General features: G+C 41.2%; 16 protein-coding genes, 2 pseudogenes and 1 riboswitch. Of the genes and pseudogenes, 8 read left to right on the forward strand and 10 right to left on the reverse strand.

Annotated elements, in window-relative coordinates; genetic code table 11:
- Nucleotides 1–250: 250 nt before the first annotated feature.
- The 9 genes and pseudogenes from mutM to ispB all read right to left on the reverse strand — a co-directional run bounded on the left by mutM (nucleotide 251) and on the right by ispB (nucleotide 8,755).
- Entirely contained in the window at nucleotides 251–1,075 is an 825-nt protein-coding gene (mutM, locus tag ACERCF_RS11675; protein ID WP_373611501.1) for a bifunctional DNA-formamidopyrimidine glycosylase/DNA-(apurinic or apyrimidinic site) lyase, read from the reverse strand.
- Between the two features lie 55 nt (nucleotides 1,076–1,130).
- Complete coding sequence (gene brnQ / locus ACERCF_RS11680) at nucleotides 1,131–2,420, reverse strand: branched-chain amino acid transport system II carrier protein (protein WP_373625682.1); 1,290 nt, start codon at nucleotides 2,418–2,420, stop codon at nucleotides 1,131–1,133.
- Nucleotides 2,421–2,574: 154 nt separating this feature from the next.
- Complete coding sequence (gene ggt, locus ACERCF_RS11685) at nucleotides 2,575–4,335, reverse strand: gamma-glutamyltransferase (RefSeq protein ID WP_373625689.1); 1,761 nt, start codon at nucleotides 4,333–4,335, stop codon at nucleotides 2,575–2,577.
- 171 nt (nucleotides 4,336–4,506) lie between these two features.
- Nucleotides 4,507–5,229, reverse strand: a complete 723-nt coding sequence (gene fabG, locus ACERCF_RS11690) for a 3-oxoacyl-ACP reductase FabG (protein ID WP_373611498.1) — start codon at nucleotides 5,227–5,229, stop codon at nucleotides 4,507–4,509.
- A gap of 24 nt (nucleotides 5,230–5,253) precedes the next feature.
- Entirely contained in the window at nucleotides 5,254–5,730 is a 477-nt protein-coding gene (locus tag ACERCF_RS11695; protein ID WP_373611497.1) for a hypothetical protein, read from the reverse strand.
- 16 nt (nucleotides 5,731–5,746) lie between these two features.
- A complete protein-coding gene (gene fabD, locus ACERCF_RS11700; RefSeq protein WP_373625683.1) occupies nucleotides 5,747–6,682 on the reverse strand; it encodes an ACP S-malonyltransferase in 936 nt (311 codons plus the stop codon).
- A 129-nt stretch (nucleotides 6,683–6,811) separates the two neighbouring features.
- Entirely contained in the window at nucleotides 6,812–7,561 is a 750-nt protein-coding gene (locus ACERCF_RS11705; protein WP_373625684.1) for an epoxyqueuosine reductase QueH, read from the reverse strand.
- A 106-nt stretch (nucleotides 7,562–7,667) separates the two neighbouring features.
- Nucleotides 7,668–7,778, reverse strand: a pseudogene (locus ACERCF_RS11710) (octaprenyl diphosphate synthase); the annotation flags it as partial.
- A complete protein-coding gene (ispB, locus tag ACERCF_RS11715) occupies nucleotides 7,742–8,755 on the reverse strand; it encodes an octaprenyl diphosphate synthase (protein ID WP_373625685.1) in 1,014 nt (337 codons plus the stop codon). The gene ispB and the pseudogene ACERCF_RS11710, both read right to left, overlap by 37 nt.
- Before the next feature lie 118 nt (nucleotides 8,756–8,873).
- Nucleotides 8,874–8,964, forward strand: a riboswitch (TPP riboswitch).
- A gap of 74 nt (nucleotides 8,965–9,038) precedes the next feature.
- On the opposite strand from ispB, the gene ACERCF_RS11720 reads away from it, so the two are divergent.
- From ACERCF_RS11720 to rpmA, 6 genes and pseudogenes are all read left to right on the forward strand, one after another.
- The gene (locus ACERCF_RS11720) at nucleotides 9,039–9,758 is read left to right on the forward strand and encodes an ABC transporter ATP-binding protein (protein ID WP_373625686.1); all 720 of its coding nucleotides are present in this window, start codon (nucleotides 9,039–9,041) and stop codon (nucleotides 9,756–9,758) included.
- Nucleotides 9,758–10,288, forward strand: a pseudogene (locus ACERCF_RS11725) (ABC transporter permease); the annotation flags it as partial. The gene ACERCF_RS11720 and the pseudogene ACERCF_RS11725, both read left to right, overlap by 1 nt.
- 100 nt (nucleotides 10,289–10,388) lie before the next feature.
- Nucleotides 10,389–11,036 (forward strand): thiaminase II, encoded by a 648-nt coding sequence (tenA, locus tag ACERCF_RS11730; RefSeq protein WP_373625687.1) that lies wholly within the window; start codon nucleotides 10,389–10,391, stop codon nucleotides 11,034–11,036.
- Nucleotides 11,037–11,054: 18 nt separating this feature from the next.
- The gene (locus tag ACERCF_RS11735; RefSeq protein WP_373625688.1) at nucleotides 11,055–11,996 is read left to right on the forward strand and encodes an ABC transporter substrate-binding protein; all 942 of its coding nucleotides are present in this window, start codon (nucleotides 11,055–11,057) and stop codon (nucleotides 11,994–11,996) included.
- 190 nt (nucleotides 11,997–12,186) lie between these two features.
- Entirely contained in the window at nucleotides 12,187–12,498 is a 312-nt protein-coding gene (gene rplU, locus ACERCF_RS11740; RefSeq protein ID WP_373611545.1) for a 50S ribosomal protein L21, read from the forward strand.
- Nucleotides 12,499–12,518: 20 nt separating this feature from the next.
- Entirely contained in the window at nucleotides 12,519–12,776 is a 258-nt protein-coding gene (rpmA, locus tag ACERCF_RS11745; protein ID WP_373611489.1) for a 50S ribosomal protein L27, read from the forward strand.
- Nucleotides 12,777–12,880: 104 nt separating this feature from the next.
- Here the strand turns inward: rpmA and ACERCF_RS11750 are convergent, their stop codons facing one another.
- The gene (locus tag ACERCF_RS11750) at nucleotides 12,881–13,693 is read right to left on the reverse strand and encodes a Cof-type HAD-IIB family hydrolase (protein WP_373611488.1); all 813 of its coding nucleotides are present in this window, start codon (nucleotides 13,691–13,693) and stop codon (nucleotides 12,881–12,883) included.
- A gap of 116 nt (nucleotides 13,694–13,809) precedes the next feature.
- On the opposite strand from ACERCF_RS11750, the gene ACERCF_RS11755 reads away from it, so the two are divergent.
- Both ACERCF_RS11755 and ACERCF_RS11760 read left to right on the forward strand, forming a co-directional pair.
- Nucleotides 13,810–14,487 carry a phosphoribosyltransferase family protein gene (locus ACERCF_RS11755; RefSeq protein ID WP_373611487.1) on the forward strand — a complete coding sequence of 226 codons (678 nt, stop codon included), beginning with the start codon at nucleotides 13,810–13,812 and terminating at the stop codon, nucleotides 14,485–14,487.
- Nucleotides 14,488–14,647: 160 nt separating this feature from the next.
- A complete protein-coding gene (locus ACERCF_RS11760; protein ID WP_373611486.1) occupies nucleotides 14,648–16,072 on the forward strand; it encodes a sucrose-specific PTS transporter subunit IIBC in 1,425 nt (474 codons plus the stop codon).
- Nucleotides 16,073–16,349 lie beyond the last annotated feature (277 nt).

Genomic DNA, 16,349 nt, shown 5'->3' on the forward strand with positions numbered 1-16,349 from the left:
ACACCGATGGCAACCTTACTTGATGGAAAACGGATTTGGGTGGAAAAGAATTTAAGCTCAAATTAATCTGACAGACACGGTAATTTTAAACGGGGGACTGTCAGATTAGGTTTGATCTTCTACATATTATTTAATGTGGCAAGATATCTTTAACGCTAAATAGTTTTTTCATAGTTCCTTAGTAGTAAGCGGTCATATTTGTACGTTTTTTTGCAAATATGACCTTTTTTATATTAGCGATTAATCAAAATCACTTAGGCAATCTCTGACACTTCGAGCAAAAGTAAGTGTTACGTTGCCCAATCACTTTAGTTTCAATCGGCTTTCCGCAATCGTTGCACGCTTCGCCTTTTCGCCCATAAACTTGTAGCACTTGAGCAAAATAGCCGGGTTTGCCGTCAGGTTGAATAAAATCTTTGAGTGTTGTACCACCTTGAATAATCGCTTTGGTTAGCACTTCTTTGATGGTTTTCACTAAACGTTCGCACTGTTTTTTCGTCAGGTTTTGTGCCGCTAATTCAGGGTGAATCCCCGCCATAAACAGGCTTTCACAGGCATAGATATTTCCAACACCTACAACCACTTCATTCGTCATAATAAAGGTTTTACAAGCGGTCGTTTTTTTACGGCTTTTTGCAAATAAGTAATCAGAGGTGAAATCGTCTGAAAGCGGCTCGGGGCCGAGTTTACGAAGTAGTTCGTGATTTTCGGCTTTTTCTGCCCATAGCCAACAGCCGAATTTGCGAGGATCGTTATAACGTAAAATGGTACCGTTTTGGGTAACAAGATCGATATGATCGTGTTTGCCAATCTCTTTTTGTTGACTTTCTTGTAAAATGCCGAGTGAGCCGGACATTCCCAAATGGACTAAAATATCGCCTTTATCGGTATGAATCATCAGATATTTCGCCCGTCTTTCGATACATTCAATCCTTGCATTTTCCATTTGCGATAATTCTTCGCTCACTGTCCAGCGTAGTTTTGGTTGGCGGACAATAATCTGCTTAATGGTTTGCCCTTTTAAATAAGGCTCAACGCCTCGCACGCTTGTTTCTACTTCGGGTAATTCAGGCATTTTTTATTCCTTATAGTAAAAAGGTGCGTTTATTACGCACCCTAGATAGTGTTAATTAGGCTTTTTTACCGACTAGATAGCCAATAACTGTGCCTGCAACGGCAAACGGAATCCACTCCATTGAGATAGATTTGAGTGGTAGAGCATTCAATGCTTCTACACCAGCAACCGATAGAATAGACACAACAGTAACCAAAGCCAATGGTAAGCGTTGAGCTAGCAACGGCAACTTTATGAAAATATTGATAAACATCAGGAAGATAACCGTCATCGCAATCGGGTATAGCACTAACAATACAGGCACAGATTTTGAGATAACAAAATCTAGGCCTTGATTTGCAATACCAAAACTAATAAGCGTGAAAATCAGCACATACACTTTATAGGAAATTTTAGGGAATACTTCGTTGAAATATTCGCTTGTGGTTACGATTAAACCAATCGAGGTAGTTAAACAGGCAAGGGTTACAATCACACCCAGTAGCGTGCGACCAAATGCTCCGAAAGTATCAGTTGCAACACTATTGAGAATAAATGTACCGATATTTTGACCTTTTTCATTCAGCTCTGTAATTGTTTCTGCACTAATCGGGTAGTGGTTACCAATCCACGCAAGAGAAATATAAATTGCCGCCAATGCAACAGCGGCAATGACCCCAGCCATTGAGGTTTGTTTGATTAAATCTTTACCGCCAATACCTTTTGCTTTAATGGCACTGATCACAATCACAGAGAAAGTAATTGAAGCCAATGCGTCCATTGTTAAATAACCTTCAACAATGCCTGTAAAGAGAGGGGTTTCAGGATCAGCTTTAGTTACCACCGTAGGTAATTCATTTCCATCTAATAAGATAACTGCTTTGATAACTAACGCTAAAATGGCAACCAACAATACAGGTGTTAAGATTGAGCCGATTCTATCAACCACTGTTGATGGATTTAAGCTGAACCATACCGCAATTAAGTAGTAAACGAGGGTAAATATCAATAAAGAAACTGTGCTGCTCTCGCCAATAAACGGTACAACTGCCATTTGGTAGGCGGTTGCCCCTGTGCGAGGAATAGCAAAAAATGGTCCGATCGTTAGGTAGATCGCCATTAAGAAAATTAAGGAAAAGTAAGGGTGAACATTTTTGCTCAACGCTTCTTTATAACCACCCTGATAGTGACCGCTTACAGCAATCCCAAGTAAAGGTAAGCCTACGCCGGTCAACACGAAGCCAATAATAGAGGGCAGAAAATCAACGCCACTATCTAAACCGAGTTTTGGCGGAAAAATTAAGTTTCCCGCCCCAAAGAAAATCGCAAAGAGCATAAAGCCCACGATGAAGGTATTTTTAGTCATAATAAGTACTACTTAAAAATTAAAAGGAGAGACATTAAAAAATAAGGGGAGAATTGTGCCATATTTGCAAACTTCTTGCAAAAAAAGACCGCTTGATGTTTGAAATATTTCTTAATGAAGAAAAGCCAGAGAATTTCTCCGGCTTTATAAGAGGTTAATAACCTAGTGTTTTTCCTTCCGGATTGCGAGGATCTGAGTAGCCATAAAATCCGCCGTCTCTAGCTTGAATGATTTGTACTCTTCCCATCGCTGCTTTTTCAACAACTTTATGACCTTTTTCTTTTAATAAATTGATGGTGTCTCGGCTTAAGCCTTCTTCAACACGAAGCTCATCAGGTAGCCATTGATGATGTATACGAGGAGTAACAATAGCTTCTGCCGGGTTCATTTGATGGTCTATTGTATTAACAATACTTTGTAGCACTGTTGTAATGATACGAGCACCACCCGGGCTACCGGTTACTAGCCAAGGTTTATTGTCTTTCATTACGATAGTTGGTGTCATAGAAGAAAGAGGTCGTTTTTTAGCCTCAATAGCATTTGCATCACCACCGATTAAACCAAATGCGTTTGCTACCCCCGGTTTAGCAGAAAAATCATCCATCTCATTATTTAATAAGATGCCTGTTCCCTCTGCTACAATTCCACTACCAAAATTGAGGTTAAGAGTGTAGGTTACTGCAACAGCGTTACCTTCTTTATCCATAACAGAGTAGTGTGTGGTTTGATCGCTCTCATAAGGTTGAGGTTTACCCGGTTTTATTTCACTTGCTGTTTTTGCTATTGCTTCATCAATACCTTTTGATAACTCATCGGCATATTTTTTAGATGTTAGTCCTCTAACAGGAATTTTTACAAAATCAGGATCACCTAAATATTCGGAGCGGTCGGCATAAGCTAATTTCATTGATTCAGCTAAATAATGGATGCTTTTTGCACTATTAGATCCATATTCGGCTAAAGGATAATGCTCTAAAAGATTAAGAATTTGTACTAAATGAATTCCGCCCGAGCTTGGAGGTGGCATAGTAACGACTTTATAGCCGTGATATTCCCCTTCAATAGGTTCACGCTCAACAACTTGATAACCTTTTAGATCCTCAAGACTAATTAAACCTTGATGTTTTTCCATTTCAGCAACTATCTTTTCTGCAATATCCCCTTCATAAAAGGCTTTAGCACCATCTTTTGCTATTTTTTCAAGTGAAAGAGCTAAATCCTTTTGGATCAATGTATCGCCTTCTTCTAAAGGCTTGCCATCTTTAAAGAAAATAGCTTTGGTACTTTCCCATTTAGCTAAGTTATCTGTTTCTTGTTTTAGTGTGGCTGCAAGGGCAGGTCCGACAGTAAAGCCTTCTTGTGCTAACTTAATGGAAGGGGAAATAACTTGTTCTAAAGTCATTGTTCCCCATTTTTTTAGGGCATATTCCATTCCTGCAACTGTACCAGGCACGCCTACAGAGAAGTGAGTATAGAGAGATTTTCCGTCAATAACATTGCCATCTTTATCTAAATACATATCTCGACTTGCTTTTAAAGGAGCCATTTCACGAAAATCTAACGAAAGATTTTTACCTCTTTTAGCATCGTGTAGTACCATAAATCCACCTCCGCCAATATTACCAGCATTAGGTAATACAACAGCAAGTGCGAAGCCTACTGCAACCGCAGCATCTACCGCATTACCACCTTGACGTAAAATAGACAAACCCACTTCGGAAGCCAATCCTTGCTCACTAGCAACCATTCCATTTTTTGCAAAAACGGGGTGGAAAATATCCTTACTACTATCATAACGTATTGCTGCTTGCTGAGCTGCTGCTGTTGTGGTAACTGATGGATTAGCGAATGCTGTTCCCATTGCTAATGATAAGGTTAAGAAACTTAAAAAGCACTTTTTCATAGTTTTCTCCATTTTAAGGTAGGACAATATTTTGCTTAAGAGTAGGTTTTTATAACAAATTTCTAACCATTTTTAACATTAATTATTTTGATTTGTCAAATAAGAATTGGTAATTTGAAATAAAAAACTCCTGATAGAATCTATCAGGAGTAAATAAAGAATTACTAAGAAATAAATTCCTCATTAACTCATATACAACCCACCATTCACGTGAATAGTTTCACCGTTAATATAGCGAGCATCATCTGAAGCTAAGAAAGCCACCGCTTTTGCAATATCTTGTGGAGAGCCTAATTCACCTGCTGGAATTTGGCTTAAGATGGCGTTGCGTTGTTCTTCGTTTAACTCATCGGTCATATCTGTTGCGATAAAGCCCGGTGCAACAACGTTTACGGTAATACCACGACTTGCTACTTCTTTTGCTAATGATTTAGAGAATCCCACTAAACCCGCTTTTGCTGCACAGTAGTTGGTCTGTCCCGGATTACCCATTGAGCCGACCACCGAACCAATGCTGATAATCCGACCGCCTTTTTTCATCATTGGGCGTAACACCGCTTTTGATAAGCGGTAAACGGATGTAAGGTTAGTTTGAATGATGTCGAACCAATCATCATCTTTCATACGCATTAACAAACCATCACGAGTGATTCCTGCGTTATTGACTAAGACATCCACATCACCAAAGGTTTCTTTGACTTGTTTTAATACACAATCAATCGATTCGGCATCTGCCACGTTTAGCACTAAACCCTTACCGCTTTCGCCTAAGTAAGCAGAAATGGATTCCGCTCCTTTTTCAGAGGTTGCTGTACCGACTACGGTGTAACCTTTTGCTACTAATTCTTCGGCAATTGCTTTGCCGATACCACGAGTTGCACCTGTAACTAATGCGATTTTGCTCATATATTCTCCTATAAAAGACGATGATTAACGCGTTAAAATATAAAAAATAAAAAGAATAATAAAGTAGTTTATGACGGTGGTTGAACTACCAAATAAGGCATATTTAACCGCCGAGCCTTGCGGTGGATAAATCCAACGTGGGCGGGCGAATACCCATATTGTTGAGACGACTAATAGCCCCAAACTGCTTAATAAATAAATTTGCAATAATGCTATCGCACCTTTTGGGTCGCCTTGGCTTAACAGCACGCCATAAATTGCCCACGCTTGAATAGCGCCAGAGGTGAGAGAGGCACCGCCAATAAAAGCCTGACGAATTTTAGGATGGATAGCGAGAAAATAAACTAAAAATGAGCAACCAGATGCAACTGAGAGCATACCAAATTGTTTAAATACGGAGCTGTTTTCAAGTGGATCAACATTGCTAAACATATAGCTAGCAGGCACGATTACCAATGCAACCAATACGCTGATTAGCATAAATATAGTTTCTTTGCTCATTTTATCGCTCTTACAATTAGGCTTGAACTGCCTCAAGGCTGGCAACATCGTTTACCGCCTGTGCTGATAATTCTTTCACAATACGGCTCGTTAAGCCTGTTAATACTTTGTTCGGGCCGATTTCATAAAGTGTTGTAATGCCATCTTGAGCCATTTTCTCAACGGTTTCTGTCCAACGTACTGGGCTATAAAGCTGGCGAACAAGAGCGTTACGAATAGCCTCAGCATCAGTTTCAACGGCTACATCAACGTTATTAATAACAGGTACAAGCGGTTGATTTAGCTCAATATTTTGCAATGCTGCAGCTAATTTTTCTGCCGCCGGTTTCATTAATGCACAGTGCGAGGGTACGCTTACCGCTAATGGTAACGCACGTTTTGCCCCTGCAGCTTTACATAATTCGCCTGCTTTTTCTGCCGCTGCTTTTGTGCCTGCAATTACTACCTGCCCCGGGCTGTTAAAGTTTACCGCTGAAACAATTTCGCCTGTTTCAGTTGCAGCTTGCTCGCAGGCTTTGATAATAGCTTCGTTATCTAAACCGATAATCGCATACATCGCACCGCTTCCTGCCGGCACGGCTTCTTGCATAGCATTACCACGCAATTCAACTAATTTGATCGCATCTTGGAAGTTTAATACGCCAGCACAAACTAATGCTGAGTATTCGCCCAAGCTATGACCTGCCATTACAGAGGGTTTTAATTCAGGGTATTTTTCTTGCCAGACACGGAAAATCGCCACCGAGGCGGCTAATAAAGCAGGCTGAGTGCGTTGGGTTTGCCCTAATTCTTCCGCAGTACCATTTTGAACTAAATCCCATAAATCATAGCCCAGCATATCACTTGCTTGTTTGAAGGTTTCTTCTACGATTGGATATTGCGGAGCAAGATCAGCAAGCATTCCAATCACTTGCGAGCCTTGACCGGGAAAAACCATAGCGAATTTTGACATTGTTTTATCCTCTTTTGAAATTTTAGTGATCCGTCCCCTCTTTTCTAAAGAGGGGTGCATATTCATTGGAATATTGATATTTGTACGATGTTTGCAAATTTTTCGTGAAATCTGACCGCTTGTATCAAATTAATCAGGCGAATAGTAAAGTTTGCCGATCTCAATGCGTTGGCGACCTGTTTCTAAGCGCCATTTGTTGCTATCACGCAGGGAATAGACGCAACCGCAATACTCTTGTTGGTAGAAACGTTCCCGTTTGCTGATTTCGATCATCCGTTGTGAGCCGCCGCCTTTACGCCAGTTGTAATCCCAGTAAACCACATCATCAAATTTGGCGGCGGCACGGTGTCCGCAATCGTTGATTTGGTTCATATCTTTCCAGCGAGAAATGCCTAGACAGCTGGTGAATACAGGGAAGCCGTTATTGTGGGCGTATTCTGCCGCCTTTTCAAAACGCATATCGAAACACATTGTGCAACGAATGCCACGCTCAGGCTCCCATTCCATTCCTTTTGCTTTTTTGAACCACTCTTTGCGGTCGTTTTCGTAGTCGTCATCTAAATCGATAAACGGAATCCCCCACTTTTCGGCAAAGCGGATATTCTCTTCTTTACGAATTAAATACTCTTTGAGCGGGTGAATGTTTGGGTTGTAGAAGTAGATGGTAAACTCAATACCGGAGGCGTGAATGGCCTCCATCACCTCACCCGAGCAAGGGGCGCAGCAAGAGTGCAGCAGTAATTTGTTATGCCTGTTTGGCAGCGTTAATTTCTCACGCACAAACGGGGCATTCGGGTCTTTTTTATTCTGTTGGGCACGGCGTTTCGCTCGTATACTTTCAATATGTTCTTGGGGTTGTTGGTTTTGTTGTTCTGTCATTTTATATATAGGGGCGGGTCCTGTGCCCGCCCAAAATTATCATTAGTGTTCGGGCGGGCACAGGACCCGCCCCTACAAGAGGTTAAATGTATCGGATTTTTGCAAATTAATAAGACCTATCCACCGACAAATACGCCAGTGAAATCAACGCCTGTTTGTATTCGCTTTCAGGCAATACGGCTAACGCATCCACCCCTTTTTGGGCTTCTTCACGGGCTTTTTGCATTGCATAATCCAACGATTTNGTTTGTATTCGCTTTCAGGCAATACGGCTAACGCATCCACCCCTTTTTGGGCTTCTTCACGGGCTTTTTGCATTGCATAATCCAACGATTTGTGTTCTGCCATAATGGCTAATACGTCAGGAATTTGATCCCGTTCGCCGCCATTTTCAATTGCATTGCGAATAAGCTCAGCCTGTGCGGTTTTGCCTGCTTTTTCGGCAGCGTGCATTGCGTATAAGAGTGGAAGCGTTGGTTTGCCTTCTACAAAGTCATCGCCTACATTTTTGCCTAAACTTTCGCTTTGGGCGGAGTAGTCTAGAATATCGTCAATAAGCTGGAAAGCTGTGCCTAAATAGCAGCCGTACTCTTTTAAGCCATTTTCGATTTCTACACTTGCTTCAGCAGCAATCGCCACGCATTGCGTAGCAGCTTCAAACAAACGTGCGGTTTTGTTGTAAATCACACGCATATAGTTTGCTTCGGTGGTGTTCGGGTCGTTCACATTCATTAACTGCTGAACTTCGCCCTCTGCCAACGCATTGGTGGCAGAAGACATCACTTTGAGTACACGAAGCGAGTCTAAATCTGTCATCATTTGGAAAGAGCGAGTGTAGATATAGTCGCCCACCAGCACGCTTGCGGCATTGCCAAACACCGCATTGGCAGTATCTCGTCCACGACGTTTGTCTGATTCGTCCACCACATCATCGTGTAAAAGTGTTGCCGTATGTACAAACTCAATAAAAGCCGCTGCCGTAATATGCTTTTTACCTTGATAACCTAATGCACGGGCAGCCAGCACCGAAATTAACGGGCGAATGCGTTTGCCGCCACCTGCGATAATGTAATGCCCAAGCTGGTTAATCAATAAGACTTCCGAATTAAGTTGAGCCAAAATTTCTGCGTTTACCGCTTGCATATCTTCATTTGCAAGAGCTTGAATTTGTTCGAGAGTTAATTGCGTAGCCATTTGTTTCCATCTAATTAGGTAAAATTTGCCCCACATTCTACCCTAAATCAGCCTAGCTTCAAAAAGAATAATTTCACAAAGTATTTGCATATCGGACTAAATTTTCTTAGACTTGAGCTAACTTTAGTCGGGGTGCTGTTTTCAGCTGAGATGATACCCGTGAACCTGATTCAGTTAATACTGCCGTAGGAAACTAATTATGCCAAATTCAATCCCTATCTCTATTCTTTTATCTTTTTCACGCTTTTCTTGCCTTACTCTAAATCGTTGATTTGGGGGCATTATGCACATTGAAATCCGCAATCTTTGCTTAACATTTGGCAAGCAAGTGCTATTTCAACACTTCAATTTTCAGCTTCAAAAAGGAAGTTGGACCAGTCTGTTGGGAGCAAGTGGGGTTGGAAAATCAACACTTTTACGCATTATTGCAGGCTTAGAAAATGAAGCGATACAAACGGGCGAAGTCGCTTTTACTCCTCACACTTGCCTTGCGTGGTTGGCTCAAACCGATTCGCTCTATCCGTGGCTCTCCATTATTGACAACGTTCAGTTACAGGCTCATTTAAGTGGTGAAAAATCAGCAGAAAGCAGAGAAAAAGCGATAAGTCTGCTTGAACAAGTTGGGCTGGGCGAGCATTTGCATAAACGTTGTTATCAGCTTTCGGGCGGTCAGCGGCAGCGAGTGGCATTGGCTCGCACCTTAATGCAAGAAGCCAATCTGATTTTAATGGACGAGCCATTCTCAGCCCTTAATGCAGTAACTCGCCATCAATTACAAGCCCTTGCGGTTGAGCTATTGCGTGATAAAACCGTGCTGCTGATTACCCACGATCCACAAGAAGCTATTCGTGTTAGTGATGAAATTCGCATTTTACGCCATCAACCTGCTGAAATTTCCCTAACCATTACCCTTAAGGGCGAACGACCAAGAGAACTCAATAGCCACGAGCAATCGGCATTGCAGCAACAATTATTTAATGAACTCACAGGCAGAGGAGAGTAATGCGTTCCTTTTTGCAAAAAATTCCACTTTTTCGACCGCTTGTGATTACATTTAGCTTGCTGGCTCTTTGGCAAAGTGTGGTAAGTTTCGGCAATATGCCTGCTTATATGCTGCCATTGCCGCTTACGGTTTGGCAAAAGGTAATTGAAAATGCACCGCTTCTTGCCACTCACGCTCAAATCACGTTATTGGAAATTGGGTTAGGGTTGCTGCTCGGCTTTTTATTTGGGCTAGGCTCGGCATTATTACTGACTAGCTATAAGCGATTGTCTAAATTCTTATTGCCTTTGCTTGTCATTTCTCAAGCCATTCCGGTGTTTGCTATTGCCCCTCTGCTCGTGTTGTGGTTTGGTTATGGGCTTGCGTCCAAAATTGTGATGACGATATTGATTATCTACTTCCCTGTAACCGCCGCCTGTTTTGATGGCTTGCGCAATACACCAAGAACTTGGCTCGATTTAGCCAAAACCTTAGAGATTTCTCCCTTTGCAATGTTGTTTAAGGTTCAACTTCCTGCAGCATTGCCATCGCTTTTTGATTGTGATTGGGTTATTACTTTATTTTGTTACCGATAAATTACTAAAACGCCTTGTGCCTTGGGCAGCACATTTACATTAAAAAGGAGAATTTATGACTATTATTCAACGGCTTACCGAACAAGCAGGGCAGTATTGGCTTGATTATGTGGAACACGATTTTGTCAAACAGCTTGCAAATGGCACATTACCCAAACATTGCTTTCAGCACTATTTAAAGCAAGATTACCGTTTTTTATTTCAATATAGCCGAGCGATTTCACTAGGTATTTTCAAGGCTGAGCGATTTGAAGATATTTATTTCGCCCAACAGATGAATGCAGGCTTACTGAGCGAAATTCAATTACACATTGATTATTGCAAGCAGTGGGGCATTGAGGAGAAAGAACTATTTGCAACGGAAGAATCGCCTGCTTGCGTTGCCTACACTCGTTATGTTTTAGATTGCGGAATGAAAGGCGGACTAGCGGAACTTTACACCGCACTTGCTCCTTGTGCGATGGGGTATGCTGAAATTGCTCGCCGTATTGCTCCACATTCTGTGGCGAATAATCCTTATCAGAGTTGGATTGATACTTACGCCTCAACTGAATTTCAACAAGATAGCCAAGCCCTTGCTGATTATCTAACTAAACTCTATGAACCTTTAAACGACACACAAAAAGCTGAATTACAACAAATTTTCAACACCGCCAGCCGTATGGAAGCCGCATTTTGGCAAATGGGGCTGGATTTAAACTAACAATAAAAGGAGACATTTATGAAACTTCATCGTACTTTATTTGCCGTTGCGGCTCTACTTTCAGCCAATAGCGTTATGGCAAAAGAAAAAATCAGCCTAATGCTAGATTGGTTTGTAAACCCTGACCACGCTGCCATTATTGTGGCACAGCAGAAAGGCTATTTTGCTGAGCAAGGTTTGGAGGTTGAAATCATCGAGCCTGCCGACCCGTCTATGCCGCCTAAATTAGTTGCCGCAGGCAAGGCAGATTTAGCGGTGGATTATCAGCCACAACTTCAACAACAAGTGGCACAAGGTTTGCCTCTAAGCCGTATAGGCACATTGGTTGCCACGCCACTAAATAGCCTTGTGGTGTTGGATAACGGCAAGATCAATAGCCTTGCTGATCTAAAAGGTAAGAAAATTGGTTATTCCGTTAGCGGATTTGAAGATGCGTTACTTAAAGCAATCCTCTCTTCGGTTGATTTGAAAGAAAATGATGTTGAGCTGATTAATGTGAACTGGTCGCTCTCGCCATCATTACTTTCAGGGCAAGTTGATGCAGTTATTGGGGCGTTTCGTAATTTCGAGCTAAACCAACTAGCATTGGAAAACCAAAAAGGAAAAGCCTTCTTCCCCGAAGAGCACGGTGTGCCAGCCTATGATGAGTTGATTTTAGTTGCTCATAAAGACAAAGCCCAAGATGCAAAATTTTCTGCTTTTTTGACCGCTTTAGAGAAGGCAACGATTTATACGCTCAATCACCCACAGGCTGCGTGGGAGGATTTTGTCAGTTATAAACCGCAAGAGTTAAATAATGAATTAAACCGCCGTGCGTGGGCTGATACTTTACCTCGCCTTGCACATCGCCCGAGAGCACTAGATTCTCATCGCTATATTCGTATGGCGGAGTTTTTGCAATATCAAGGCTTAGTTAAAGAAATGCCCAAGCTGGAAGAATATGCGGTTGAGTTAAAATAGTGATTTTAGGGTTGCGAAATCAGAAAAAAGATCAAAATAGTTAGCCTAAAAAGCGAGATAACAAAATTTTAAAGATTTTATTAAAATCCTGCTTGCTCTTTTGAATGTTTTTCCGTAGAATTGCAACCCTATTTTTATGAATTAATTTAGTGCCTAAAAGCAAAAGCAGATGGCACATAGCGGAGTAAATATGTACGCAGTTTTCCAAAGTGGCGGCAAACAACACCGTGTGAGCGAAGGTCAAGTTGTTCGTTTAGAAAAACTAGAAATCGCAACTGGTGAGAAAGTTGAATTCGATTCAGTTTTAATGGTCGTTAATGGCGAAGATGTTAAAATCGGTGCACCGGTAGTTTCTGGTGCAAAAGTAGTGGCTGAAGTTGTAGCACAAGGTCGTGGCGAAAAAGTTAAAATCGTTAAGTTCCGTCGTCGTAAACACAGCCGTAAACAACAAGGTCATCGTCAGTGGTTCACAGAAGTGAAAATCACTGGGATTCAAGCATAATTTCAGAGGAGATCTAGAAGATGGCAACTAAAAAAGCTGGTGGTTCAACTCGTAACGGTCGTGATTCTGAAGCTAAACGCCTTGGTGTTAAACGTTTCGGTGGTGAATCTGTATTAGCAGGTAGCATTATAGTTCGTCAGCGTGGTACTAAATTCCACGCAGGTTCAAATGTAGGTATGGGTAAAGACCACACTTTATTTGCAACTGTAGACGGTAAAGTTAAATTTGAAGTGAAAGGCGAGAAAAGCCGTAAATATGTAAGCATCATTGCTGACTAATCATTTCAAAACCCAAAAAAGAACCTCGCAACTTGCGAGGTTTTTTTGTATCTGAAATCTTACAAGCGGTCGTAAATTTATAAAAATTTGCAACCGCTTTTTGTTTAAATGACTTTTAATGTTTCGAGGGCGTATAGAATGCCGTCTTCTTCAATGGGTTTTGTAACGAAATCAGCGACTGCTTTGAGTTCTGGTTCGCCATTGCCCATTGCCACACCAATGCCGACGGTCGGTAACATTTCCATATCATTAAATCCATCACCAAATGCCATTGAGCTTTCAATATCGATATTCAGTTTTGCCAGCACATCTTGAATGCCACGAGCCTTTGAGTTCTCTTTTCTTAGAATATCTACCGCATTCGGGTGCCAGCGAGCTTCTTTTAAGTCATTTGCAAAAATTCCGCTATTTTCGACCGCTTGTTGCTGCTCTTTGGTGTAAAACAACAGCATTTGCACAATATGCTCTTTTTCGTGATAGTTAGGATCAACCAAGTAATTCGGCGTAATTGGTAAAACCGCTTCGTGAACGATAGGATTGGTTTCAGAAACTGCAATCGTCATTGGCGTGACGAAAGCATAAATAATGCCTAATTCATTTGCTTTATTGATAATTCGCTCGATTTGCTCACGGCTGAGAGAGTAATCGCTAATTAGTTGATCTTTATAGAAATTATATTGCCCGTTGATGGTAACGAATAGTTCAAAACCTGTTTCAGGGTTTAGATAGGGTTTCAAGGCTTCAGGAAAACAACCGTGATTTCTACCCGTAGCAATGGCAGGAATAATCCCTTTCTCTTTTAGGCGAGGTAGAACTTGCTCGGTAACAGAGGTAGGAATATAGGTTTTGTGTTTTACATATAGGGTTTCATCAATATCGAAAAAAACAATTTTAATGGGTTTTTGTGGTGTGTTCATCTGCTTTTCCTTTGTGTTGCCAATAGTAAGATTTTACTCTTTTTTCGAGCAAGATCACAAAAATAGTCCGAAAAAATCGGCTTAAGTTTGATAATCTGCAAAGAAAAGGAGGAAAGATGAATCTGTTCGGCTTTTGTTGTTTTCATTGTGATAAATCATTGGCGGTTGGTATTCACGGGTTTTGCAGCCTTTGCCAACAACAAATAAAAAGTCAGCCTTATTGCACTCACTGCGGAATGAGTTCGGCAGAGTTCCGCAATTATTGTGGCTATTGTTTAAACAGTGAACCTAAATGGCATAAATTAGTGAGAGTCGGGGAGTACAAGCCGCCGCTTTCTGATTGGGTACACCGACTTAAATTTCAGCAACAATATTGGCTTGATCAAGCCCTTGCTCGGCAATTACTTTTAGCCATAAAACAAGCTCAACGAGAGCAAGGTTTGAGATTGCCAGATGTGATTCTACCTGTGCCATTATTTTGGCAGCGGTATTGGCAAAGAGGCTTTAACCAAAGTGAATTGCTAAGTCGTTGGTTAGCTGAATGGCTCAATATTCCGTTGGATAATCAAAGCCTAACAAGACAAAGACAGACAGTTTCTCAACGCAACTTGAGTGCTGCAGAACGCAGCAAAAATTTAAAAAAGGCTTTTCATTATCAACCTATCAAAGAGTATAAACGAGTAGCGATTGTTGATGACGTGCTGACCACAGGTTCAACTTTAAATGCCATTTGTGCAGAGTTATTAAAAGGGAATGTTGAGGAAATTCAGGTATGGGTGTTAGCAAGAGCTTAAATCAAATGCTATGGATGATCTAGCCTGCAGAACTATTCTTTCAAGAATCATTAAAAATGTGATCTAAATCACAAATTTAAAAATATTTTCAATCTTTTCTTTTTTAGCTAAACCGTTTTAGTTAGAATGCAAACATTCCATTCTCACAAAGGTAATTACTATGAATTTTCCAAAAATTGCGGAACAAACCATCGCAAAACTAGGTGGTAAAGAAAACATTACAACTCTTGCTCATTGTGCGACCCGTTTACGTTTAACCATTGCTGACGAATCAAAGATTGATAAAGAAGGCATTGAAAATATTGAGGGGGTAAAAGGTCAATTCTCAACCTCAGGTCAGTATCAAATCATCTTCGGTTCAGGCATTGTAAATAGCGTTCACGCTGAAATGCAAAAACAGATGGGGCTGGCTGATATGTCTGCTTCTGACGTGGCAGCAGCTGGTGCGGCAAATCAACCATTATTACAACGTTTGGTAAAAGGCTTAGCGGATATTTTCGTGCCAATTATTCCTGCTATTGTGGCAGGTGGTTTGTTAATGGGTATTCACTCAATGCTAACTGCGGTTGGCTTCTTCTGGGAAGGCGAATCTGTTGTTAGCCGCTATCCTGCTATTGCCGATTTAGTGGATTTCATTAACACCGTTGCAAATGCTCCATTTGTATTCTTACCAGTGCTGCTTGGTTTCTCAGCAACTCGCAAATTTGGTGGAAATCCATTCTTAGGGGCAGCTCTTGGTATGTTATTAGTTCACCCTGCTCTTGCAGATGGCTGGAACTATGCGAAAACCTTAATGGAAGGCAACATCAAATATTGGAATATTTTCGGTTTAGAAATTGAAAAAGTAGGCTATCAAGGCACGGTTATTCCAACTATTATTTCTGCGTGGGTATTAGCAACCCTTGAAAAAACCTTCCGTAAATTTGTACCGAGCTACTTAGATAACCTTGTTACGCCAATGATGTCATTATTCATCGCAGGTATCTTAGCATTTACCGTAATCGGCCCATTCGGACGTGAAGCAGGTTCTGCAATTTCAGCAGGTTTAACTTGGTTATATGATTCATTAGGCTTTATCGGCGGAGCGATTTTTGGTACATTCTATGCACCAATCGTAATTACCGGTATGCATCAAACCTTTATTGCGGTAGAAACTCAATTATTAGCAGAAGTGGCACAAACAGGCGGTACTTTCATCTTCCCAATCGCTGCAATGTCTAACATTGCACAAGGTGCGGCTTGTTTAGGTGTGGCGTTCGCAATGAAAGATGCTAAAGTGCGTGGTTTAGCAGTGCCATCAGGTATCTCTGCATTATTAGGTATTACCGAACCTGCAATGTTCGGTGTGAACTTACGCTACCGCCAAGCCTTTATTGCGGCAATGATTGGCTCAGGCTTAGCAAGTGCATTTATCGCATTCTTTAATGTAAAAGCTATCGCTTTAGGTGCGGCTGGTTTCTTAGGTATTCCGTCAATCAGACCAGATAGCCTTGCAATGTACTCTGTGGGTATGGTAATTTCATTTGTTGTTGCCTTTACTATCTCAGCTGTTTGGGTGAAAAGAGCACAATCAAAGGCAAAATAATTACAATATAATCTGATCAGAAAAGGGATTAAGTTAAACAACTTAATCCCTTTTTACTATTACAAGCGGTCACTTTTTGCTAAAGACTTGCAAATTATTTGTTAGACATTTTGCATTACATGTAGAAGATCAAACCTAATCTGACAGCCCCTCCGTTTAAAATGATGCGTCTGTCAGATTAATTTGAGCCTAAATTCTTTTCTGCCCAAATACGTTTTCCATCAAGTAATGTTTCCATTGGTGTTCTACCACAGCACATTTTGCCTTGATGGGTGCG

This window comes from Mannheimia kashgarensis (assembly GCF_041807705.1).
Lineage (GTDB): Bacteria > Pseudomonadota > Gammaproteobacteria > Enterobacterales > Pasteurellaceae > Mannheimia.

Bases quoted from the DNA above. Each gene is read 5' to 3' on its own strand.
- ACERCF_RS11755 (WP_373611487.1), top strand. From the start codon at position 13,810: ATGAATCTGTTCGGCTTTTGTTGTTTTCATTGTGATAAATCATTGGCG.
- mutM (WP_373611501.1), bottom strand. From the start codon at position 1,075: ATGCCTGAATTACCCGAAGTAGAAACAAGCGTGCGAGGCGTTGAGCCT.
- rpmA (WP_373611489.1), top strand. From the start codon at position 12,519: ATGGCAACTAAAAAAGCTGGTGGTTCAACTCGTAACGGTCGTGATTCT.
- fabG (WP_373611498.1), bottom strand. From the start codon at position 5,229: ATGAGCAAAATCGCATTAGTTACAGGTGCAACTCGTGGTATCGGCAAA.
- tenA (WP_373625687.1), top strand. From the start codon at position 10,389: ATGACTATTATTCAACGGCTTACCGAACAAGCAGGGCAGTATTGGCTT.
- ACERCF_RS11720 (WP_373625686.1), top strand. From the start codon at position 9,039: ATGCACATTGAAATCCGCAATCTTTGCTTAACATTTGGCAAGCAAGTG.
- brnQ (WP_373625682.1), bottom strand. From the start codon at position 2,420: ATGACTAAAAATACCTTCATCGTGGGCTTTATGCTCTTTGCGATTTTC.
- ggt (WP_373625689.1), bottom strand. From the start codon at position 4,335: ATGGAGAAAACTATGAAAAAGTGCTTTTTAAGTTTCTTAACCTTATCA.
- fabD (WP_373625683.1), bottom strand. From the start codon at position 6,682: ATGTCAAAATTCGCTATGGTTTTTCCCGGTCAAGGCTCGCAAGTGATT.
- ACERCF_RS11750 (WP_373611488.1), bottom strand. From the start codon at position 13,693: ATGAACACACCACAAAAACCCATTAAAATTGTTTTTTTCGATATTGAT.
- rplU (WP_373611545.1), top strand. From the start codon at position 12,187: ATGTACGCAGTTTTCCAAAGTGGCGGCAAACAACACCGTGTGAGCGAA.
- ACERCF_RS11705 (WP_373625684.1), bottom strand. From the start codon at position 7,561: ATGACAGAACAACAAAACCAACAACCCCAAGAACATATTGAAAGTATA.
- ACERCF_RS11695 (WP_373611497.1), bottom strand. From the start codon at position 5,730: ATGAGCAAAGAAACTATATTTATGCTAATCAGCGTATTGGTTGCATTG.
- ACERCF_RS11760 (WP_373611486.1), top strand. From the start codon at position 14,648: ATGAATTTTCCAAAAATTGCGGAACAAACCATCGCAAAACTAGGTGGT.
- ACERCF_RS11735 (WP_373625688.1), top strand. From the start codon at position 11,055: ATGAAACTTCATCGTACTTTATTTGCCGTTGCGGCTCTACTTTCAGCC.